Here is a 23,118-nt window from a genome sequence, read left to right as displayed (position 1 = left end):
GTTAATCAACTTAATTTTGACACTATTTTACCATAAAAATCCTACCATTCTCTTATTTATACGATATAATCAAATAATATGGATAGTTCTTTAAGACTATTAAATAAATCGAATTACCCATAACATACATAAAAAAGGGGAATACAGATGAAAAAACTTAGCGTGTTTATGTTAGTATTATGTTGCTTCTCCATTTTGGCAGCCTGCTCTACCGATCCGATAAAAAAAGATTTAATCACGTATGTAAATGATGGAATGCTTCCTTTGGCACAAGATGAAAAAGCAGTTACTGATAAGTATGAAGCTGTGACTGGAGATAACTTTACAGATGATGTTACACTATATAATGCTTTAAAAGACGATATCATCCCGGAATACACCAAATTTGTTGATAAGTTAGAAGCTGTAAAGACGGAAACTCCTGAGGTAAGAGCCGTCCACGAAACCTACATCAAGGCCGCTAGTACTCAAAAGGAAGCCTTCATTAAGATGCTCGATGCGTTGGATAAACAGGATCTGAACTTAGTCAATGAAAGTAACACCAAGCTCAGCGAAGGTAGAAAGCTATTCAGAGATTTTGGTGAACAAGTCAACACACTTGCTAAAGAGCATGATGTGGAGATGAATAAGAAATAAATAAAAACTCCCTTTATGGGAGTTTTTTTTATACTTCAGGATTTTGCAAAATTCTCACTTATGAATATTCGAAGCAAATTACCGCTTTACTTAATTCTTGGTCGTAAAATAAATAGACGGTATCCGCCCCACACGCTTGAAAATAATACCCGGTAATGGAACCGATATAGGCAAAAGTCTCACCATTGGGACATTTAGGCACATGAAGCAGATTGGTTTGCTCGAACTGGAGCATCTCTTCCAGAGATTCGTCATATTCCTTGATATAACTTTGAGCCTTGTCAGACTGAAAAGCGATATCATCCAAAATTCCGTTAACTTCAGGGAAACTCAGCCCCCAACCGCTGGATTGCTTTTCCTCAAAATCACGGGTGAGCTCTTCCACAGGCTTTTGGGCCTCCCCAAAGGAGGAATATGGATAAATTTTATTGTTTTCCAGGAAAAATGCTTTGCGAGCTTGGTAGTCTTGTTCATTAGCCATATACACCTGTTCCAGTCCGTCCAACGCCATAACTTCTCTCTTCATACGTAGGTACGCTTTATCCCCGGTAGATTTCAGCGCTTCATAGGTGGCTTCCAATTGCTCTTTCTGATGAAGGCTAAAATAATTCCAGTCCGCTTCAAATTTGTATTTGCCGTCAATTACATCGAAACCCAGCATATCTTCCTTGGTATATGAGGTATGAAATTGCTGAGTATTTTCACCCACACAGCCTTCGTGTATTTCTTTTACGGAAACAAAATGCAGCCACTCGTCCTGCTCCGGGAATAAAAACTGAAGATTAATCGAGCAAATCGGCAGAAAGTGCTTGCGATGATGTTCAAGATCGCTGGCAAATACGTCCTCGTATGCTGGAAAACGTTTGATGAATCTCTCAGGTATGTTCATGGTACTCCCCCTATATTGAATGGTTTTCCGGCAGCCTTCTGATCTGAAACGTTCCTTCATTGGAAATCACACTATAGAGTTCATCAAATCCTTCTTCGTAGCTTGGGATCTCTAGTTTACTCATTACACTTTTAATACCGATTTCAGGAATATACTCTTTGCCTGTGCGCTGCTCATTACGCTTAATAGATTCTGCAAAATCGGGCTCAAAATAGTAGCCAATAATTTTAAATCCCTTATTTATACAAGCATCTATATATTTCTTCCGTTCTATAACAGTGGCATTTGTATTATCTACAACAAAGCGCTGCATTGTTTCGATGGAGGCATGTAGATAAATATTTTCCCTATTCCGTGTTTTAAGCATATCAAGGTTTATTCGCATATGTGTTTTGAAGAAATGTTCTTTATAAAATGTCGACTTGCCCGAAGCCTGAATTCCTATAAAAATGACACATTCCAAATCTACACATCCTTGTCCAAGTATACATATTGGTTAATATAATCTCTATTCTGTGAAAAAATCGGTGTCTCATGATCAACATCCCACTTGCTTCTGACGGCTTCGCCTTTGTTGTACTGTTGTTTGGTAATGCAAATTCCCCGCTTTTGCCAGACTGGAATATCGTTCCAGTTTAGCCCTTTTCCACAAAAAGCTTGTCTTGTAGCTGATTTCCGTTCAATCCTTCTAATTCTGAATGCCTGAAATGGGCTTGAGCCACCATAGAAATGCTGTTTTTAGTAGCATCTTGCTGTCTCCATAGAAAGTAGTTTGTAACCTCATCCTGGGGCAAGACCCATGCTCTTGCATCAAAAGTGGCTAAAGGCTGACCTGGGTAAACCTTTTGGATTTCCTCATTAAATTTGGCTGTAGCCAGAGAAGCAGATATGGACACCATCTTTTGAAGATTATTTTCAAACCAGGATTGCGTCGTTAATTTGTCATAATTCGTAAGAAGCAATGAAATTTCATCGCTCTGATGATACACCAGTTTACATCCCATAATGTTATAGGCCAAATATTTACACGTCTCCCATAATGCAAAAATTAGTTTCTCATCAAAAGGTTTCGTCATCCCACGTGTAAAGGTATGAAAATGCGCACCATCAATTCTGATGATTACGGGTAAACGGCGTGGTAGGCTTAATCTATAGGCATTTTCATATTCCTTCATCCTATTTCCAAAATCATTTCTTTTCATAAACTATGTAGGTTCCTTTCATGATCCGTGATTTGCGCATAGAGTAAAACAATGTCTATCTTCCCCAATTGACATATATAAGAATTGTAACAAATTGGCTGATACATCGCTAGGAATTAAGAAAGACAAAAAAACTTAGCAGATGGACTTGCAGAGTCTTTCATTTTTTCTTGGTATCTATTCTCCAAATGTTAGGCTATAATAATTTCAGTTTTTACTTTATTCCGATATGAAAAGGATGATATATATGAGCCAAAATCCATCTTCCATTCCGCGTCCGTTAGTCAGGGCTAATCAATGGGTAATTGTTTTATCTGTAGTTTTTACTTGGATTACAGGGGGATATGGGGTGCTAGTTATTCCTCTTATCGCGGGGTTGCTCGGCGTCCTTTTTAACTTCAATCCAGTAATGCGGATAGCCAAGCTTTTCTTGAAGAAAAGCCCCTCCTCGTATGTGCAGGAGGACCGAGAGCAGCAAAGGTTTAATCAGCTTCTTGCCGTCTTTTTTCTGTTGGTCGCTTGGGTAGGATTTATGCTCCAGTGGAGTATTGTCGCTTATGTATTCTCGGCCATGGTCCTGGTGGCGGCCTTGGTGGCTATCCTTGGTTTTTGCATAGGATGTTTTGTTCTCTACCAATGGTCCCAATATCAATATCGAAGAAGAAAAAACGTGTAAACAGAAACAGCTCTCTTTTCATTCCATTAGGACATCGTTAATTAAATCGAAGGTGCAGCCGAACTCTCCGACAATATGGATGCTATGTCGGTTCCGCCTTCTTTTTATTTTGCAGTAATATTATCTTCAAATACAAAAACGGAGATGGCTATATCTTCCTCCACTTTAATATCTGAAAAGAGGTGCAGCAGCCGGGAATCCATGTAATCCTCCAGTTCTTTATTGAAGTGTGTGGGATATATTTTTTGAACCATTTTGGTTCGGGCTGCATGCACCATCTCTTTCCCGGATTCTTCTTGTGCTAGAAACTTTTCAGATGGGGTTAAATTTCCATACAGCATCGTGATAGCCATATTATCTACAAAGGTCGTATGTATGCGTTCCGGGCCTTTCCCAAACAGCTCTTTACGTACTTTTCGAATAATTTCGTTAAAACCCGTTTCCCTTCTCATATCGCACCGCTCTCCTAAAATCTACTAAAATCCCTATTACTATTTCCATCATAACCGATTCCTATCATATAAAACAGAGACTAGCGAAAGTGATTTTTGGAACATGATTTTATCTGCAATTATAAGCGTTCATTAATTTTGATTAACATTTCCTCTAAAATTCGCTTCTCCTCTTCGGTCAGGGCTTGAACAATTTCGTCCTCCACCTTTTGGAAAGAGTCACTAAAAGCTTCAATCAATTCAATGGCTTTTGGTAAAACATAAATATTTTTTTGCCGTTCATTATTGGCCGGGATTTTGCGCTCGATGAATCCTTTTTGCTCAAGACCTTGAAGTATGCTTGTAATGCTGGCTCCGCGCAGATGAAACCGATCGGCAAGATCCTTCTGAATTAAATCATTTTCTTGATTCTCGTAGATATATTTAATCATTTTTCCTTGTTGAGCATTTAATCCCAACTCTTTTATGCTCTCGTCCGCTCTTTTCTTTAACTTAAGACCAATAATCTGAAACAAATCCAGATAAACCGTATCCTTTTGGGTTTTCATAATCATATCTCCTCAAATTATTAGAAGTCTAATTGTCAGTAAATAAACTATATAAATCTCTAAACTGTTTGTCAAATGAAAATTAGTTTATTGACAGTTATAAAACTAATAGTTAGAATTCTAAGTGTTTAAGATTGAACACTAAGGAGGAACGACATGAAGAATGTAACTCAAAGCTCTACGGTAGAAAAAGTTACAGCGATTACGAATGTACGTATTTTCGATGGTGAAAAAGTTATTGAGCCCAGAAATGTTGTCATCCATGGGGAAACCATTATTTCGGTAGGCGGAGACCTTCCGACACATGCAACGATCATCGATGGGGAAAATGCGACATTATTGCCCGGCCTGATTGATGCGCATGTCCACACTTCAATCGGTGGGTTACGAGATGCTTTAAAATTCGGCGTCACGACAGAACTCGAAATGAACGGCAGTTTTACAGAAAGAGGGCGCAAGATCCAGTTGAAAAACGTGAATGACGTCGCCGAAGTCCGTTCTGCCGGCACAGCGATCACTGCTCCAGGTGGTCATCCGGATGAATTATTGCAGGATGAGGATGAAATTCCGGAGTTCGTATTAAAGGAATTGGAGAAGTTACCTAAGGAAGACCGGGAAGCTATGCTAGCCGCCTACGCTCACGATCACGAAGAGGTGCCCCAAGTGACGACAGTGGAAGAAGCGATCAAACATGTGCATACCCAGGTGGAGAGTGGCGCCGACTATATTAAAATCATGATTGAAGAAGGGACGGTCTTGGGTGCCCCTGGACTACCTATTTTAAGCGACGAGATTTTAAAAGCAGCCGTGGCAGAAGCCCATAAATTCGATAAAATTGTCATAGCCCACGTCTTGACGGCTGATTCTTCGCAAACCGCCATCGATATGGGAGTCGACGGATTGGGTCACTTATTTCTCGACAGGCCCGAATGCACATCCGAGTTGGTGAAATCCATAGCGGATTCAGGCGCATTTGTTATACCGTGCTTAGTATTGAACTCATCCATTCTGGGAAATCCGGCATCAGAATTGGCGAATGATTCACGTGTTTATTCCAAATTAAGTCCAGAATGGATCGATATTTTGAACTCAAGCTTCCATACTTTCCCGCAAGGCAATTTGGAGAATAGCTTTAAAAATGTGATGGATCTTCACCGTGCCGGTGTGGATATTCTGGTCGGGACGGATGTCGCCCCCGTTCCTGTTCCCAATCTTGGCGGTCTTGCTCATGGAGCCAGCGTTCATCATGAAATGCAATTGCTGGTTGAGGCCGGATTTACTCCCATAGAAGCGCTTCAGTCGGCTACTGCGAAACCGGCCCGTTGCTTTGGGCTTTACGATCGCGGCTGTATTACCGAAGGTGCGCTCGCTGACCTTATACTAGTAAACGGTGATCCGACAACCAACATCTCGGATACCTTGTCGATCAAGTCCGTATGGTTCAAAGGTGTACAACAACTATGTTAATCAGAGCCTCTCGAACAGAAACAACCATCTAATCTCATTTGTACGACTTCCATTTTTACTTTCCGAGGATAGCTTAATCTTGTTGCCAACGCAAAAACACCTCCAAAGTTTATCCTCATATCTTACGACATGGGGATTCTCTTTGAAGGTGTTTTAATTGCAAGGAACATTGTAAAAACGTACAAGCAGCGGCCCCACATAGATTCGCTATGCACTAGTCATAAAATATAAGGCTTACTCGTAGGCACCGATGTTCACCGCGGCTCCCTGTACTCTGGGCTTCCCGTCAATATCCAGTGTTCCAATGATGGCACGGTCCGTGTTCCCGGCATCGATCGCCGGTGACGAAGACTGCAAATGGAAGTCGCTGTTCGCGGCATTCACGAATTTAGGATCGGCAAACAGAGAATGCGTATCGTTGCCGGTCCCCGATTTGTACGCGGAGAATCCCGTATACTCTTTATTTTTCCAGATCCAGTTAGCTTCCGAACTGCCGCTCGGAGCAAAGTATAAGTTATAATCCACAACATTGCCGGAATTTTTGGTGTATCCATTGGAGATCAGCATATCTGTGGAGCTGGCCACGAAAATATTGTTTTTGATCACATTGTTTCGCGTATCGTACTGAACCAAAAGCTGGCCGCTTCCGTCGTCAAATGTATCGTTCTTGTATAGCGTATTGTTCACGATCTTGCAGTTTACCGTTGAGCCGCGCTCCTCATTGTAACCGCCCATGGCAATACCAGTCAGCCGGTTGTTATATATCACGTTGCTGCGGACTGTAATATTGCTGGTGGCTTTGCCGGCATGCTCAGAGGCCATTTCGACGCCGATGTCGTTGTTGTAGCTGTAATTCTGCTCGATAATACTGTCCTTGCCTCCATCCACATAAATACCACCGGCCGAGTTGTCATCGCTCTTGTAAGATGGGTTATTTTGAACAGAATTATTGTACACCCGGTTGCCCTTCACTAGCCCGTTTCGCGCCTGATCGTAAGCAGTATTCGGCGCAGTTCCCTCAAAACCGATCAGATCAATCCCGATGTTGTCATTATCGTGAATGAGGTTGTCGGTCACCGCAAAGCCGTCCACGTTGCCGTTTAAAACGAGCGATTCGCTGGAGCCCAGCACGAGATTGTACAGCTCATTACCGCTGATCGTAAGGTCGTGAATCGAAGCCGGAGCTTTCGTGCCATAAACAGCGATACCGTGAGCGTCCCGGCCCAGCCGATCTTTGCCGGTCGGGGTGACCGTGTTTTTGATGTCATGGATTTTGTTGTTGGACAGATTAATGAAGCCGCCCGAACCGTGGACATAAATACCTACGGGCACCGTGTTCTTGGAAGCAGTGGTAAAATTACGGATTTCAAACCCCTGAACGGTAACGTGATTGACATCGGCCAGTTCGATCAGCCCTTCGTTCCCGCTGACCGAAAGTCCGCTGCCATCAATAATGGCGGTCTCTGTCCCATAGTTGGTGAACACAATTGGACCCTGCGAAGCGGAGCCAGAGCGGGTAATCTTTAATTTCTGCTTGTACACGCCGCCTCGGACGTAAACCGTGCTGCCCGCAGGAGCCACGTCAGCCGCGTGCTGCAACGTCTTCCACGGCGCATCGTTCGTTCCGGCATTAGAGTCGCTGCCGCTCGTGGCCACATAATATTCTGTACCGGCCGCGGAAGCGACGGGAGGTTGCACATTTCCGGCCACCAGACCAAGCCCGAAAACCATGGCTAAACCTACCAGAAACATTTGCCCGAATTTCTTCATGTTCCTCATCCCCCTTTATTTTTCTTGTAAATTGTACCATAATTCCACTAAATCTGTTCTATAGCATCGGCCATTAGTGCAACCTAATGCGCCATACCAAGGACCGGGAGGTCACCGTAATCGCTGTCGAAAGAAACAAGAAACCCTGCGTTTTAGTAATCGCAGGGTTTCTTGGTGATCTAAGCTGCTGACGTTGCCGCAGCTGCCCTATCGGCAGACTACGCATGTTCTTACTCCAACGGACTAATCCTTTACCAGTCGATTAGAAAGCATCAACATAATAAAAGAGAATAAAATGATGACAGCTACCCAGCTCCAAGAGAGTGTCATATTTCCGACCTCGGACGCGGTGTAAATCGCTGTAGGCAGGGTTTGGGTCTGTTCAGGAATATTACCTGCAAGCATCAGCGTAGCGCCAAATTCCCCTAACCCTCGGGCAAATCCGAGAATGTATCCTGAAATGAGCGGTCGGTAGGCAAGGGGCATCGTAATGTGGCGAAACACTTGCCATTCGTTGGCACCTTGCGCACGTGCAGCCTCCTCTACCTCTGGGTCTACAGCTTCAAAACCTGCTTTAATGGTACGGTAAGCCAGTGGAAAAGCAACAACTACGGCCGCCACCACTGCAGCTCCCCATGTAAATACAATCGTCTGCTGGAACAAGCTTTCGAAGGCAGTGCCAATCCAGCTTTTCCTTCCCAGCAAGATGAGCAAAATAAAGCCGACAACAGTGGGAGGCAAAACGAGCGGAAGAAGTAGGACGGTCTCAATCACGCTGGTTCCCCTCCGCGGCGTGCAGTTCGCCATCATCCGCGCTACCACAGTAGCTAATAAAAAGACGATGATGCTGGCGACGACAGCAACTTTAACAGATACGATAACCGGAGGAAGAAAAGCTGACCAATCCAACGGAACCCCCTCCTTTATCTGTGAATTCTATTTTCCCGCCATTTCTGTAGGGGCTGAAAATCCATCTTTACTGAACACACTCATAGCTTCATCTGTCCGTAGAAAATTAAGAAACTCGCCTGCTTCCTGGCTGTGTTTGGTTGCTTTTACAATGCCTTCAGGATACAGGATGGGTGCATGCAATTCCTCAGGCACTTCCAGTGCTATGACCGTTTTATCAGATGATTTGGCATCCGTCAGATAGACGAGTCCTGCATCGGCGTTGCCTGTTTCAACATAATTTAATACCTGTCTTACGTCCTTGGCGAATACCATCTTAGGTTCCAGCTTGTCCCATAGTCCAGCCTTCGTTAACGATTCTTTGGAATACTGTCCGGCGGGAACGGTAGTAGGCTCCCCAACAGCCACTTTCAGGTAAGAAGGACCCATCAAGTCATTGAGCGTAATGCTTTTGTTATCTGTGCTTTTCGCCTTATCTTGTGGAACAACCACAACCAGTTTATTTTGAAGCAACACGTTATCCTTTTCCACCAATGAAGCATCCGTTAATGCCTTCATTTGCTTCATGCCCGCCGAAATAAATACGTCAGCGGGTGCGCCTTGTTCAATTTGTTTTTGTAATGTACCAGATGAAGCGTAGTTAAAGGTAAGTTTGATATCTGGGTGCTGTTTCTCATACTGGTCCTTGAGCGTATTCAGACTATCTTGAAGACTTGCAGCGGCAGATACGACTAGTTCTGTCTTGGGTGCAGACTGTGCCGACTGTACAGCAGCCGGAGACGAGCACCCCGCCAGAACCCATGACAACAATCCAACGAACGTGAATATGTACCCAAATTTCTTTTTCAATTTGTTCTTCCCCTATCCTATAAATTCCAAAATGAGATGACGAAAATGTGATGGCGAAAATAAGAAAACATTGTACATCTCATAACGGTTCGAATCTATTGGGTCAACCCAAATATTTGTGATAAATCGATCTCGCCTCAGCGATGTCCTTCGTGCCATGAATTAAGACGCGTCCATCCTGAAAAAGAACAATTCGATGCGTTCCGATAACAACGGATACCAGGTATGGATTATGCTCCACTTTGCCCCCCTGACGGGATAACAAACGTGCCGCTTCATTCAGATCACGTACAGTACCCGGGGCCGGGCGGATTTGAACCGTATCTCGTCCGCACAAGACAGCCGTTTTAGCCTGATGCTCCGATTGTAAAAAAGGATACACAGGGTACTCACCACATGTTGGACAATCAGCTTTCTTCATGGCGCTGATTTGGATCGCCTGATGCTGATTGTTCCACAGATCGAAGGAAATCAGCTTACCCTGTAAGGCTGATTCGTTCCCGGTGAGCAGCTTCAATGCCTCGCCGCTTTGATAAGCCGCCACCATCTGTACAGCCGGGCTAATCACACCGACCGTATCACAGGTCGCACCGCCGAGCGGTACGGTTCCGAGCAGGCAATGCAGGCACGGTGTCTGCCCTGGCACGATGGTAAAGGTTGTCCCATAGCTGCCCACACACGCCCCGTAAATCCAAGGGATTCGATGCTTGACCGCATAATCGTTCATAAGCATACGTGTATCGAAATTGTCGGTGGCATCTACGATGAGATCCACCCCTGCTGCGATATCGTCGATTTCATCTAGCGAGACGTCCCGGACTAGCGCACGAATGTCCACGTCCGAATTGATTTGCTGCAATCGCTTCTGCGCGGCCACTGCCTTGGGGATCTGATCACGGGCATCCGCTTCGTCATAGAGCTGTTGGCGCTGCAAATTGCTCCAATCTACATAATCGCGGTCTACCAACGTCAGCCGTCCGATGCCCGCTCGCACCAGCATGTCAGCATTGGCAGTGCCCAGTGCGCCGGCCCCCACCATCAGCACGTGCTTACTACGGATATTTTGCTGGCCTGTCGGTCCAATTTTCGAGAATAATTCCTGTCTAGAATAACGGGCATGAGACGCATGCGCATGTGCTTGTGCAGCAACTTCTATTTTCTGGATTTTGTCCATTTCTGACATCGTTGGTTTACCCTCCATACTTATCCATTGATAGCTACAAGTTGATCAGACAAGCTAAAAGCTCAGATGTCCTCGTCCTTATTCGAAAGCTTTGGGGTATTTTGAGGATTCCAGCCACCCAGCTGATGCCCCTTCCATTCTGAGCCGTCCTCCCACACTTCCTTTTTCCAAATCGGTACGATTTGCTTTAACTGTTCAATGGCATGGCGGCTGGCTTCGTAGCAAGTATCGCGGTGTGCAGCAGAGACAGCAATCACCACACTCGTCTCTCCAATTCTGACCGTGCCAAGCCGATGTGTAATCGCAGTACGTGTAGAAGGCCAACGCTCTGCAATTTCGTCACCAATCTGCTTCATCGTGTTCATGGCCATCGGGACATACGCCTCATATTCAAGCAGCACCGTTCGCTGACCTTGCGTGAATTCCCGAGTCGTACCATTAAAGGTCAGCGAGGCGCCATGAGAAGGGTCGAGCACCTTTGAGGTTACTTCATCGGCATCAATCGGGTCGTACGTAATGGCAAATAAACCACATTTTGAAACGACCGTCTCCATCCCGGGTGCTGACTGATGAAGAGCAATTGCATCTGATGGAAGCACAAGTTCATCTGGAGAAGCCAGCTTTTTATGATGGGTAAAAAAAGAACCTGGCAGTTGTGAAGTCACTTCCGGGTACAGCTCATTCAGCCTTTTTCGAATGTCTGCCATGGTCACCGTTTCATGTGAAAGTTCTACCGTGATCACATCACCAAGTTGCTCCGCCATACCTGCGAATAGCTGAATACGGTATTGCATATGATCTGCCCCCTTGCACCTATTCTATCGAATTCATCTATCTATATAATAGAATTTACCCTCCTGAAACCGGAGGAATAATCGCAATCTCATCATATATACTCACGAGGTCCTCAGGAGCGGCGTAGGCTTGATTTCTGGCAACAAAAGAACCCTGCAACTGAGCTGCCGATTCAGGGAAACACTCGGATAGCAAGTCTTTTAACGCGGCAACGGTCATCGTTTCTTGCTCAGTAGGCACCATAATTATAGGCCCTCCCATCTGTTCCGCAAGTCCGGCAAATACTTGAATATGATAGTTCATTTAACATGCCCTCCTTTTCAGTACAGTGAATGTCCACCACATATGTACCAAGAAAAACCAACATGAATGAATACCCCGAAAGGTTTTATTCCATGCTGGTTAACTATGACGGTGTACATTGAAAATTTTTATATTATATTTTAGATTCGACCAGTTCATCAATCCGTTCAGTATGCGTATACACATTCAGAGAACGACTGCGTATAAAGCCGACGGTCGTAATTCCCAGATCCTCAGCCAACTCAAGTGCAAGCTCTGTGGGAGCTGATTTGGACAAAACAACTTCACAGCCAATCTTCGCAACCTTCAACAAAATTTCAGACGAAATGCGTCCGCTGAATACTATGATTTTGTCTTGCAATACAATATCATGTTTTAAGCAATGTCCATAGATTTTATCCAGCGCATTGTGTCGGCCGATATCTATTCTGGACAGGATCATGCCGTCTTTATCGCACAACGCTGCATTATGAACACCACCGGTCTGTTGGAACGTAAGTGCCGAGCTTTGCATTAAATTCATCAAGCGGAAGCAATCGTCAAAGGACAGTGTAACATGGGTGTCATTCATTCTTTTTGCCACTTTGGCATCATTCATAAAATAAAAGCCCTGTCTACTTTTTCCGCAGCAGGAGGTAATGTACCGTTTGGAATGAAAGTTTTGATAAAACTCATTCATTCGACGGGTTTTAATATGAACAAAACCTTCTTTTTCCTGAACCCAAATATCTTCAATATCATCGTACCGTTGAATGACGCCTTCAGAGGCCAAAAAACCTACCGCCATATCCTCCACATACTCCGGTGTACAAACCATGGTAGCAAATTCCTGCTGATTAATTTTGATGGTCACCGGATACTCCGTCACCACAGTGTCTTCAAAACGCTTGATCTGACCGTCACGATAACGTAGAATCTCACGTTTTACCTCAGCTGGCTTTTCCATGTGCTCCACTCCCTTGTTTCTGACAGGCTGGCTCTTCGGCTCACCCGCCGATGTGTGACATTTCAATTTTAGATGTTGCTTGCTGTGTATGATTCAGCCGTTCCTCTGAATAGCGATCGGTACGTTCTCTCCAAACACGCTCAATGTAAGCTCTAATCTCGTCATCGGACTGTTCGGAACGCAGCATCGCGCGAAGCTTGTACCCTTGCGAGGCAAACAGGCACGTGTACAAGGAGCCTTCAGCAGAAATTCTCGCTCGTGTACATGTGGAGCAGAAGGCGTCCGTAACAGACGAAATAATGCCGATTTCCCCCTCTCTGTCCTGATACCTGTAGCGCGTCGCCACCTCACCTTTGTACTGGGGTGGGACAGGCTCTAACGGCATATGCTCGTGAATGGCTTCGATGATCTGCTGCTTGGAAACGACCTGATCCAATTTCCAGCCATTGGTGTTGCCTACATCCATAAACTCAACAAAACGTAAAATATGCTTTCTCTTTTGGAAATAATCGGCCATGGGAACAATATCCTGATCGTTAAAGCCCTTTTGCACGACCATATTTATTTTCACCTGCATCCCTGCTTGAGCCGCAGCCTCAATACCATCCAGCACCGCCTTTACACTGCTTCTGCCCCCGTTCATTTGGCGGAACCGATCATCATCGAGCGAATCCAGACTAACCGTCACTCTCTTTAGTCCCGCCTCTCGCAGTGCTACAGCATATTTAGGCAAAAATACGCCGTTTGTCGTCATTGCAATATCCTCAACCCCATCGAGTTGAGTTAACGAATGAATAAGCGAGGATAAATTTTTCCTCAGCAACGGCTCACCACCAGTAATGCGCAGCTTCGTAACACCCAGCGAGACAAAAATACGGGAAAGGCGCGTAATTTCCTCAAAGGTCAATATTTTTTCTTTTGGCAAAAACGGATAGTCATGGCCAAATATTTCTTCCGGCATACAATATCGGCACCGAAAATTACATCGGTCTATGACGGATATTCTTAAGTCCCGTAACGGACGATTCCATTGATCGTCGCTCCGGTTCGCCATCCTGTTCACCTCAATCCGTCTTCATTAATAAAACTCTTTACACTCTAAATTGGAACGGTATTTCCATTCATTTTATACTGAACCAAAAAAACCGGCATCACAACAACTTCTTCGCTTATGAATATCGAAGAATCTGCTAAATGCCGGTTAATTTATCTACATCAGGATTTTACGAATCCCACATCATGTGATATAGAAAAATCAAACTAACAAGCGCTGCGACAAATAAAATATACGCGATTCCCACGTACACTCCATTTACGATTGCTCTGAAATAGGTTACATTCCTATTGTTAGCAATCCTGGAACGTTTGTCAATGATTTTTCGATTTCTCAGACGATAATCATTATCAATTAAAAAATTAATAATGTACCGTTGAACTATCTTAAATTTTACGTTATAGTTACACGAGATGACATGCAGAAAATGACATATCTAAGTTATTCAGAAGTTATTGATATACAGACGGTGCGTACTGTTTGTTATTAATACATATTCAAATGGCGGATTGGCCTCCAGGACCTAGAGCTTGGTCACTACTCCACCATAAACACAAGTGCTGGAACACGAGCACTTGTGTTTATGGTGGAGTTTTTTTATTCCTAATTTTTAAATTTAAAATCTGAAAGGAGCCTGAACCGTGACTGATAGTGCGATCAAAATTACATTAAACGGACAGGAACTGAAAACGAAGAACAGCGCAACGATTCTTGAAGTGATTAACGAAAATAACATCGCCCATCCCCAGCTGTGTTACGTTCCAGAAGTCGATCCGATCCGTACCTGTGACACATGTATCGTGGAAGTGGACGGAAAACTTATGCGTTCCTGCTCGACACTGGCTTCCGATGGAATGAATATTCATTTACATTCGGATCGCGCGAAAGCAGCTCAAACCGAGGCTATGGACCGATTGCTGGAAAATCATCTCCTCTACTGCACAGTGTGCGATAACAACAACGGTAATTGCACTTTGCATAATACAGCAGAGCTAATGGAAATTGAACATCAAAAATATCCGTATCAACCGAAAGTTGGCCCGACAGAAGTAGATATGTCTCATCCTTTCTACCGATATGACCCCAATCAATGTATTGCATGCGGCCAATGCGTAGAGGTATGCCAAAACCTTCAGGTCAATGAAACGCTGTCCCTCGACTGGGAAGCTGAACGCCCTCGCGTCATATGGGATGACAGGGTTGCGATTAACGATTCCTCCTGCGTTAGCTGTGGTCAGTGTGTAACCGTCTGCCCATGCAATGCCTTGATGGAGAAATCCATGCTGGGAGAAGCAGGCTTCATGAGTGGCATGAACAAGGATTTATTAAATCCGATGGTGGATTTAATAAAGGAAGTGGAGCCGGGCTATAGTGGGATTTTTGCTATTTCCGAAGCCGAAGCAGCGATGCGTGAAACCCGTACGAAAAAAACGAAAACCGTCTGTACGTTTTGCGGTGTAGGTTGCAGCTTTGAGGTTTGGACCAAAGGCCGCAAAATTTTGAAGGTACAACCTACCTCTGAGGGACCTGTTAACGGTATCTCGACATGCGTAAAAGGGAAATTTGGCTGGGATTTTGTGAACAGCGATCAGCGTTTGACCTCCCCTTTAATTCGTCAAGGGGACGAATTTGTGGAAGCTACCTGGGAAGAAGCCTTGAGCCTGATGGCCAGCAAAATGGGAGCTATTCAAGAAACTTACGGTGGCGAAGCACTCGGCTTTATTTCTTCGTCCAAATTTACCAATGAAGAAAACTATTTGATGCAGAAGTTGGCTCGTCAGGTCTTCCAAACGAATAACGTCGATAATTGCTCACGGTATTGCCAATCTCCTGCGTCATGGGGGCTGCAATACACCGGAGGCATCGGTGGGGACAGCGGTACGATTAAAGACATTGCCAAAGCAGGTTTGGTCATGCTGGTCGGTTGCGCGCCGGGAGAAGGACATCCAGTGCTGGCTACTCGTATCAAACGTGCGCATAAGCTGCACGGTCAAAAGTTGATCTCGGTCGACCTGCGCAAGCATGAAATGGCAGAACGCGCAGATCTGTTCATTCGTCCGAAGCAAGGTACTGATTATGTATGGTTATCCGCTGTAGCCAAATACATCATTGAGCAAAACTGGCATGATGCAAAATTCATTGAAGAGCATGTAAACTTCTATCCTGAATATTTGAAGTTGCTAGAGCGTTTCACCCTGGAATTTGCCGAACAGGAAACTGGTATTTCCAAAGAGACACTGATTGAGGTAGCGACTTTGATTCACGAAGCCGACGGCACTGCCATTTGTTGGGGCATGGGTGTGACGCAAAACATCGCAGGCTCTTACACTTCGATTGCAATTGCCAACCTGCTGCTGGTGACTGGAAACTTTATGCGTCCGGGTGCAGGCGCATATCCGCTTCGCGGACATAACAATGTGCAGGGTGCTGCCGATATGGGTACGATGCCGGATATTTTCCCGGGCTATCAGCCCGTGACGAACGATGTCGTTCGTGCCAAGTTCGAAGCGGCCTACGGCGTACAAATTCCAGGTCAACGCGGACTAGACAACATTCAGATGCTGGAAGCTATTGAAACAGGTAAGCTCAAAGCGATGTATATCGCTGGAGAAGAGATGGCATGGGTGGATGCCGACTCCAACCATACCCAAGAAATGCTGGCGAACTTGGATTTCCTTGTCGTTCAGGATGTATTTCTAAGCAAGACAGCTGAATTCGCTGACGTTATTTTGCCAGCCGTACCTTCACTCGAAAAAGATGGAACCTTTACGAACACCGAACGTCGTGTTCAGCGTTTATATGAAGCACTCCGCCCTCTAGGAGACAGCAAACCAGATTGGTGGATTTTCAGCCAATTTGCCAAGCACATGGGATTTGATTGGGATTACAGCCATCCAAGTGAAATTTTTGAGGAAATGGCGTCGCTCACTCCATTTTTCTCCCAATGTAATTATGACGTTTTGGAAGGCTGGAATAGCTTCCACTGGGGATCGCCGGATGGTAGCAATACACCGTTGCTGCACACCAACGGCTTTAACTTTCCGGATAAAAAAGCGCGTTTGGGACTTTTCGAATATGTACCACCGAAAGAGTACCCCGTTGAATTCGATTTGACCTTAAATAATGGTCGACTGCTCGAACAGTTTCATGAAGGAAATATGACGACCAAATCAGCGGGTATTCAGCTCAAACTTCCAAAAGTATTTGTGGAAGTGTCACCTGAATTGGCTGAGGAGCGCGGAATCACTAATGGATCGCTGGTTCGATTGGAATCCCCTTATGGTGCGGTCAAGCTACGCGTTCTGGTTACAGACCGCGTGCAGGGAACTGAAATTTATGTGCCAATGCACTCTACCAGCCATGATGGTGCGGTCAATCTGTTAACTGGTGGAGCGTTCGATGTGGTCACCCGTACACCGGCCTATAAACAAGCCAAAGTACGGATGCAAATTTTGGAGGTAGACGGTCAAAATCCACTACCACGTATCAATCCGCGTTACAAAAAACGTCATCCGCAAAATGGGGTTGAAGTGGACCGTAAGTGGAACCGTCCCGGTTATGTCGATTTAGTGGATCAAAAATAAGGAGGTCAAGCCGTGGCTAAGCCTATTTCAATTGTGAGAAAACGCGTTCTGACAGAAGAAGAACGGCAAAAACAATCGCTGGATCAGCTTACTGCTGATCTGGCGGACAATGGGGCGGCATTGCAGAAGACGCTTGAAATCGTACGCGAGCTGCACGACAGTGGTCTTCTCGAAGCAGCTCAGTCTATGCTAAAAGCCAAAGAAAGCATCGTCAAAATCGCTGTAGGACAAGCGACGCGTAAGCCTGTGACGAACATCATCAATAATCTCATGGGAGCAGCAGGGATGCTGTCTGAGGTAGACCCCGAGCTGATGAAAAAGCTGACAAATAGCGTTACCAATGGCCTGAACGAAGCCGAAGAACATCTAAAGCAGAATAAAAAGACTCGTCTGCGCGATCTTATGAAGGCAATGAATGATCCAGATGTAAACCGGGCAATGGGATTTGGCATTCATTTTCTCAAAGGAGTGGGAAAAAGTTTGTCTGATAAATAACTCATAGAGCGTGAAGTTGGAAGACTAGTAACAACAGACAATAAAAAGAGCTGGCTCCGAAAACGGGGGCAGCTCTTTTTATTTATTTTTTATCCACCTGCAATAGCGTCACCGTTTTAAGAGAAACGGCATCTTTTATTTGCTCCTCTGCGATGACCTTGAGCTTAAGCAAACTGGCAATCTTCGACGTATCCGGCTTGGAAAACAAGCGCCATAGCTGCGGATCAGGCAGTGAATCATACAGCTTTGTATGATCGTATTCCTTGCGGTGCTGCTGTATAATCTTGACTCGGTAGTTGCCAATTTCCCAATCTGATACTTCCTGCTGTGCACAATGAGCGGTAATGTCATTACGCAAATCAGTCAGTTCACCTTCAATTTCTTTTTGCTTTTGCTTTAACTGGTAGTAGCGACGCACCTTGTTTTCCAATCCCATCACGCTCCTCTGCTTACATATGTATGTTTGCAGAAGCGTTTTAGGACAAGTTTTGTAATGTTAGGATTGAAGGTATAACTGCAAAAGCATTTCCCGGGTAATGGAAAGGTCCATAAGTTGAGATCATTATCATCCAAACTTTATTTAGGTATATTCGCCCCTGGATTTACAGGCCCCGCTTCTTGGGATTTCCCCTTACGCTTCATATAATTGGCCCAGTATGCCGTCAGAATAGGTACCAAAATCGAGGTCACAATGACCGAAGCAGCAACTAAGGCCGTTGCAGATTGCGCAACAGGCAGGAACTCAGGCTTGATATTGGCGACAATGACTGGATTGGCTACTGCTGCTCCTGCTGTACTAGAGGCTGCAATTCCTGCTGTACCGTTGCCACCACCGATATATTTGTCCGCCAAAATCAGTGGAATACCTGTAATGATAATTACAAAAATACCCAATAAGATACCAAGCATACCTGTCTGGACAATGACACTCAGGTCAATGGAACAACCAAGTGCAAAACCGAAAAATGGAATCAAAGCTTGCGTTGCGTTCCCAAAATATTTTCGGAAATCATGATCCAGATTGCCCAACATAAAGCCGACCAAAAATGGTAATACCGCCCCCACAAATGTCTGCGGTTCAAAAACGGCCAGCCCGGTGCTACCCAAAATAATCATGGTCACCAACGGACCCGATTCCAGTGACATCAGTACAAATGCTCCTGCCTCTTCCTTGGAGCCATACTGCTGCATAATGGAGGCGTATAACCCGCCGTTCGTCATATCCATAGCCGAGATCAGCGCCAGCACTGACAAACCTGCAAATAGTCCACTTTCTACACCACCAACAGGCAGCAATCTGGATGCAATGATCGCCACTACCCACGCGACCGCGATTTTAGTCAATACGAGCGTTCCTGATTTACGCAATACAGTACCCGTCGCTCGCACATCTATAGAAGCACCCATACAAAAAAACCACACTGCTAAAATGGGTACCGTACCTGTCATCAGCCCCTTGGTAAAAGATCCAAAATAGTCGCCTGCCCATGGAGTAAATGTATGAAAAAGTGCGCCAATAAACAGCGGCACCAGCATAATGCCCCCTGGAATTTTATCAATGTTTTGTTTGATTTTCATTACTTCGTTCAACCCTTTCGTTTTTGCCAATGCAAAAACAAGGCCGTATTACTTGCGGCTCAAGCCGAGCTCGGGAATCAGTCTTGCGAAGGTATCATGACTCTCCTTCAGTTGCTGCGCGAATGCCTCTGCATCCTGGACACGCAATCCCAATCCATGCTTGCGCATTTCCTCCCTGAATTCCTCGTCTTTCGTCCCCTTGATCAGTGCATCCGTCAGCGTTTGAGCAACTTCATCCGGTGTATCCTTGGGTACAGCCAGCCCTCTCCAAGTGCCAATAAAATGTACACGCAGCCCAGTGGCTTGCTGTAGTGACGGCACTTTTGGAAACGCTTCCGAAATAGTGTCTGCCTGGATCGCCAGTATGCGAAGTTTCCCTTCGTCCACGTATTTCTTCACTTCTGCGGGACTGACGGGTACAGCATCCACAAATCCGCTCATCAAAGCGGAGACGGCTGGGCCTGCTCCCTCATAAGGGATATGGGTAAAGCGGACTCCGCTTTTCTGCTCCAGCATTGCGGCAGCAAGGTGCCATATGCTCCCCGTGCCTGCATTCCCCATTTTGAGCTTGCCGGGATGGGCCCCAGCATCCTCCAGAAATGCCTCCGCTGTCTTCCATGGTGCATCCGCCCGGACCGTAATGGCGGAAGGGTCCATATTGGTTTGAAGCAGCGGCTTAAATCGCTCATAGGTGAGCGGTAGCAGTCCCAAATGAGGCAACGTAGTCAGCTCAGCGACCAGATACGTTACAGTATAACCGTCCGCCTGCGCCTCAGCCCCTTCCATCAGCCCGACAGAACCGCCTCCTCCCGTTCGATTAACGACGATTATCGGCTGACCGAGATGCTTTTCGGCGGCTTTCGCCAACGCTCTCGCGGTAATATCTGTACCGCCTCCGGCCGCATAAGGAACGACGAGTGTTATTGGCTTCGTAGGAAATATACGGCTGTGATCCTGCAGGGTGCGGTGATCCACATATTCACTGATACTCAAGGCAGAAAGCATAGCTACTCCAGCCGCAACCAGCACATATTTTTGCCATGGCTTTTTCTTCATTATGTTTCCTCTTCTCCAAAAATGAACTGGGCCCGTCATGCGCCCGTTTTCACCTCCAACGTTTTCGGTCTTGTTGTTTGCGTTTACATGAAGTCAATGTACCGCAACGTGGAGGGCTACAGCTATCGCTTAATCTTCGTATTTATCTTCTATTTCGCCAAAGTATCGGCCTTTTGACCGATCTGCATATTCATTGGAAGATTTGCTGATTTGTCTGAATTTCCCTGGGGTCACTTGTTTGTGCTTGCGGAATACCCGAATAAAGCTGTTCTCATTTCGGTATCCGACCTGTTCTGCAATTTCACCGATTTTCAAATGGGTTTCACATAGTAATGTGCATGCCTTTTTTACGCGTAATCCAGTCAAATAATCGTAAACGGTGGTCCCCGTTTCTTCCTTGAACATGCTGCTCACCGAGGACACGCTCATGTGAACATGATCCGCAATTTCCTGAAGCCCGATGTTCAAATGCAAATGATGTTCCATATATTCGATCATCTCTTGTACACGCACAAAATCTTTGGACTGAATGCGACCGTGCCATTTTTCTTCGATATCAGTCAACATAATGACCAGCAATACCTCAATGTCTTGAAGGTCTAGTGTCAGAATCTGATTCCAGTGGTAATCAGCAAGCTGATCCGGCGGCGTCACACTCTGAGTGGTACACCATTTTAGCAAATCTTCCAGCAATTCATGAACAAACAAGTAGACCTGGGCTGGGGATGTTCTGTGGAGTCGAAGTTCTTCTACCCAGTGGCTGATTAACTTTACACTTGCACCAGGTTCCTGTGACTCCAGGGCACGAATCATTTCCACACGCCGATTGTCCAGCAATGTTGAATCCTGAATCTGCTCCTTTGACTGTTCATCCACTGTGTTATCCTTTTTCACACTTATGCTGCTGTCTATATTCGTATATGAACGTCCATACCCCTCATACAAACGCAAATTAAGGGCCTCTTTTCCTTTTATAAAAGACGCCCGTGCCTCTTGAATATCCGTGACCATATGACCAATCCCTATAGAAATAGTCAAAGGAAGATACTCACCGACAACCTGAATCAGCCTATCCACACTTTTCTGAAGCAAAATGCTCTCTTGGAGGTCAGTCTCTGTACCAACTTCATTCGAACTCTCACTGAACTGTAACAGCACAGTAAAACCACTTTCCTCCTCCGGCGAGCATACTGCTTTCCAGTGAGGTTCGAGCATCTCTAGCAAAATATTGTTCAGCGCATACTTGAGCAGCATTTTATCTTCTTCTGGAAAGCTTGCAGCCCACGCAGAATACCGGTCGATGGACACGATCATGACAAACAAAGAATGGCCGTCCCAATCGGAAAAATACTGTTCCCATTTCATACGCATTTCCTGTATGCCCATTCTACGCTGGATGACATCTTCCATATATTTGGAACGCAGCTCCGGCAGGCTTCGCTCTACCACCAATGATTTGCGGTGAAACTCTCCAACCAGTTTGCTAATCACAGGTTCCAGGTCATACAATCCTCCTTGGCGCGTTCCCTTATTGCCCGAATTTAATAGGCTATTAATTTTTTTCATGGGGCGAAAAGCTGCATAATTGTAATAGTAAACTGCTGAGCACCCAGCCAGTATGGAGATAAAGGCAAGCCACAGCATCATATTGCGCGCCAGCTTTACATTTTTCAGCAGCTTGTCCATCGGAACGAGCGATACTAGACGCCAGCCCGTTACATCTGAAAAGGTTTGGTTGGCCATATATTCCATGTCCCCTATCTCCACATAAGCATAGGGGCTCACATCCAGCTCTTTCAAAATCCTGCCCATATCATTTAAGGGTAAGGACGATTTCAGCTTGGGATAGATCAACTCGCCGTCCAGATCATACACGTATTGCGAGTTGGATAAATGAATATATAGTTTGGAAAAAAAACGATCGTAATCCAGATTGATTAGCACCGCACCCATGACCCGACCATTCTTTACTATGGGCCTGGCCAGCGAAAGCAACTCTATCGTCCCCTGCTCACGATCAGTGCCATACCATCGCCGCTTAATCAACAACGGCTTTTTTTGAATGTCCTGAATCCAGGGAACCCATGTGGTATCCGGTGCCTGCTTCCAATCAGGCATGTAACCATAATTGCTGGATACGAGAGCATGATTGTCCAAAGAAATAACTTCAACCGAATAAATTTCTTCGTGCGAAGAAAGGGTTTTCAAGTATTTCTGAAGCCGATCTATGACGGAGGCGTTGTCTTCCAGCGATTTCCCGTCCGTTTGGACACGTACAAAAGCCTCTACATCCGGATGATAGGCTGCGTCCAGCGCCTTGTTATCAGACTCACGAAAAGCCCGATTGGTCACATCCAGATTGATTTGCAATAATTCTATATTGGGTGTGTTCAGCTCGGTATCCAAACCTTCACGGTATCCTGAATACGATAGCAAGCCGATCACGCTAATCACAAGCGACACGCACAGAGTAAGCAGTAGAATCAATCTTGTCTGTTTATTTTTCAGTATCAATCGAAGCTTAAGTCGCAGCATTCCCGTAACTTCATCCTTCCGGACTTCGTTGTCCATCTTCCTCTGACCCATATACTGGTTACATATTCTCCCTATTACTATTTGACGCAAGAGTCGGAATTCCCTGCCTATGTAATTCAAACTTAATATAAGGAACAACATTCATATAAAAAAGAAGAAGTCTCCCTGTACAAGGTAGAACTTCTTCTTTG

The 23,118-nt window shown here is 45.2% G+C and carries 21 protein-coding genes and 1 pseudogene; 5 read left to right on the top strand and 17 right to left on the bottom strand.

Annotated features, from left to right (window positions below; genetic code table 11):
* Positions 1–147 precede the first annotated feature (147 nt).
* Complete coding sequence (locus MHB54_RS21790) at positions 148–636, top strand: hypothetical protein (RefSeq protein ID WP_023989558.1); 489 nt, start codon at positions 148–150, stop codon at positions 634–636.
* A 58-nt stretch (positions 637–694) separates the two neighbouring features.
* Here the strand turns inward: MHB54_RS21790 and MHB54_RS21785 are convergent, their stop codons facing one another.
* From MHB54_RS21785 to MHB54_RS21775, 3 genes and pseudogenes are all read right to left on the bottom strand, one after another.
* Positions 695–1,525, bottom strand: a complete 831-nt coding sequence (locus MHB54_RS21785; RefSeq protein ID WP_023989559.1) for a hypothetical protein — start codon at positions 1,523–1,525, stop codon at positions 695–697.
* Positions 1,526–1,535: 10 nt separating this feature from the next.
* On the bottom strand, positions 1,536–1,988 hold the full coding sequence (locus MHB54_RS21780) for an AAA family ATPase (protein ID WP_023989560.1): 453 nt from the start codon (positions 1,986–1,988) through the stop codon (positions 1,536–1,538).
* Positions 1,989–1,990: 2 nt separating this feature from the next.
* A pseudogene (locus MHB54_RS21775) lies at positions 1,991–2,727 on the bottom strand (tRNA(His) guanylyltransferase Thg1 family protein).
* 247 nt (positions 2,728–2,974) lie between these two features.
* Between MHB54_RS21775 and MHB54_RS21770 the strand changes: the two are divergent.
* Positions 2,975–3,403, top strand: coding sequence for a DUF4395 domain-containing protein (locus tag MHB54_RS21770; protein WP_023989561.1), 429 nt, complete (start codon positions 2,975–2,977; stop codon positions 3,401–3,403).
* 104 nt (positions 3,404–3,507) lie between these two features.
* On the opposite strand, the gene MHB54_RS21765 is transcribed toward MHB54_RS21770, so the two are convergent.
* Both MHB54_RS21765 and MHB54_RS21760 read right to left on the bottom strand, forming a co-directional pair.
* Entirely contained in the window at positions 3,508–3,855 is a 348-nt protein-coding gene (locus tag MHB54_RS21765; RefSeq protein ID WP_013311231.1) for a DUF2294 domain-containing protein, read from the bottom strand.
* Between the two features lie 119 nt (positions 3,856–3,974).
* The gene (locus tag MHB54_RS21760) at positions 3,975–4,403 is read right to left on the bottom strand and encodes a MarR family winged helix-turn-helix transcriptional regulator (RefSeq protein WP_023989562.1); all 429 of its coding nucleotides are present in this window, start codon (positions 4,401–4,403) and stop codon (positions 3,975–3,977) included.
* Between the two features lie 156 nt (positions 4,404–4,559).
* On the opposite strand from MHB54_RS21760, the gene MHB54_RS21755 reads away from it, so the two are divergent.
* Positions 4,560–5,870, top strand: coding sequence for an amidohydrolase family protein (locus MHB54_RS21755; protein WP_023989563.1), 1,311 nt, complete (start codon positions 4,560–4,562; stop codon positions 5,868–5,870).
* 234 nt (positions 5,871–6,104) lie between these two features.
* On the opposite strand, the gene MHB54_RS21750 is transcribed toward MHB54_RS21755, so the two are convergent.
* From MHB54_RS21750 to moaA, 8 genes are all read right to left on the bottom strand, one after another.
* Positions 6,105–7,640, bottom strand: a complete 1,536-nt coding sequence (locus MHB54_RS21750) for a right-handed parallel beta-helix repeat-containing protein (protein WP_264454743.1) — start codon at positions 7,638–7,640, stop codon at positions 6,105–6,107.
* 243 nt (positions 7,641–7,883) lie between these two features.
* Positions 7,884–8,549: a molybdate ABC transporter permease subunit gene (gene modB / locus MHB54_RS21745; RefSeq protein WP_023989564.1), complete on the bottom strand. Its 666-nt coding sequence runs from the start codon at positions 8,547–8,549 to the stop codon at positions 7,884–7,886.
* A gap of 27 nt (positions 8,550–8,576) precedes the next feature.
* Positions 8,577–9,398 (bottom strand): molybdate ABC transporter substrate-binding protein, encoded by an 822-nt coding sequence (gene modA, locus MHB54_RS21740; RefSeq protein ID WP_264454742.1) that lies wholly within the window; start codon positions 9,396–9,398, stop codon positions 8,577–8,579.
* A gap of 103 nt (positions 9,399–9,501) precedes the next feature.
* Entirely contained in the window at positions 9,502–10,581 is a 1,080-nt protein-coding gene (locus MHB54_RS21735; protein ID WP_319640938.1) for a thiazole biosynthesis adenylyltransferase ThiF, read from the bottom strand.
* Positions 10,582–10,643: 62 nt separating this feature from the next.
* The gene (locus MHB54_RS21730) at positions 10,644–11,375 is read right to left on the bottom strand and encodes a molybdenum cofactor biosynthesis protein MoaE (protein ID WP_075154520.1); all 732 of its coding nucleotides are present in this window, start codon (positions 11,373–11,375) and stop codon (positions 10,644–10,646) included.
* A gap of 55 nt (positions 11,376–11,430) precedes the next feature.
* Positions 11,431–11,679 (bottom strand): MoaD/ThiS family protein, encoded by a 249-nt coding sequence (locus tag MHB54_RS21725; RefSeq protein WP_028542528.1) that lies wholly within the window; start codon positions 11,677–11,679, stop codon positions 11,431–11,433.
* A gap of 133 nt (positions 11,680–11,812) precedes the next feature.
* Entirely contained in the window at positions 11,813–12,625 is an 813-nt protein-coding gene (gene fdhD / locus MHB54_RS21720; protein WP_254347522.1) for a formate dehydrogenase accessory sulfurtransferase FdhD, read from the bottom strand.
* Between the two features lie 40 nt (positions 12,626–12,665).
* Entirely contained in the window at positions 12,666–13,679 is a 1,014-nt protein-coding gene (moaA, locus tag MHB54_RS21715; protein ID WP_264454741.1) for a GTP 3',8-cyclase MoaA, read from the bottom strand.
* 641 nt (positions 13,680–14,320) lie between these two features.
* On the opposite strand from moaA, the gene fdhF reads away from it, so the two are divergent.
* Positions 14,321–17,263: a formate dehydrogenase subunit alpha gene (fdhF, locus tag MHB54_RS21710; protein ID WP_264454740.1), complete on the top strand. Its 2,943-nt coding sequence runs from the start codon at positions 14,321–14,323 to the stop codon at positions 17,261–17,263.
* Positions 17,264–17,275: 12 nt separating this feature from the next.
* Positions 17,276–17,758, top strand: coding sequence for a DUF1641 domain-containing protein (locus MHB54_RS21705; protein ID WP_053325823.1), 483 nt, complete (start codon positions 17,276–17,278; stop codon positions 17,756–17,758).
* An 82-nt stretch (positions 17,759–17,840) separates the two neighbouring features.
* On the opposite strand, the gene MHB54_RS21700 is transcribed toward MHB54_RS21705, so the two are convergent.
* From MHB54_RS21700 to MHB54_RS21685, 4 genes are all read right to left on the bottom strand, one after another.
* Entirely contained in the window at positions 17,841–18,194 is a 354-nt protein-coding gene (locus tag MHB54_RS21700) for a hypothetical protein (RefSeq protein ID WP_013311244.1), read from the bottom strand.
* Between the two features lie 140 nt (positions 18,195–18,334).
* Positions 18,335–19,336 carry a 2-keto-3-deoxygluconate transporter gene (kdgT, locus tag MHB54_RS21695; RefSeq protein ID WP_264454739.1) on the bottom strand — a complete coding sequence of 334 codons (1,002 nt, stop codon included), beginning with the start codon at positions 19,334–19,336 and terminating at the stop codon, positions 18,335–18,337.
* Positions 19,337–19,384: 48 nt separating this feature from the next.
* Positions 19,385–20,392 carry a tripartite tricarboxylate transporter substrate binding protein gene (locus MHB54_RS21690; protein WP_264454738.1) on the bottom strand — a complete coding sequence of 336 codons (1,008 nt, stop codon included), beginning with the start codon at positions 20,390–20,392 and terminating at the stop codon, positions 19,385–19,387.
* Between the two features lie 129 nt (positions 20,393–20,521).
* Positions 20,522–22,963: an AraC family transcriptional regulator gene (locus MHB54_RS21685; protein WP_081327465.1), complete on the bottom strand. Its 2,442-nt coding sequence runs from the start codon at positions 22,961–22,963 to the stop codon at positions 20,522–20,524.
* Positions 22,964–23,118: the final 155 nt, after the last annotated feature.

It is taken from the genome of Paenibacillus sp. FSL M7-0802, assembly GCF_038004945.1.
Classification (GTDB): Bacteria; Bacillota; Bacilli; order Paenibacillales; family Paenibacillaceae; genus Paenibacillus; species Paenibacillus polymyxa_B.
This window is presented reverse-complemented; position numbering and strand designations above follow the sequence as displayed.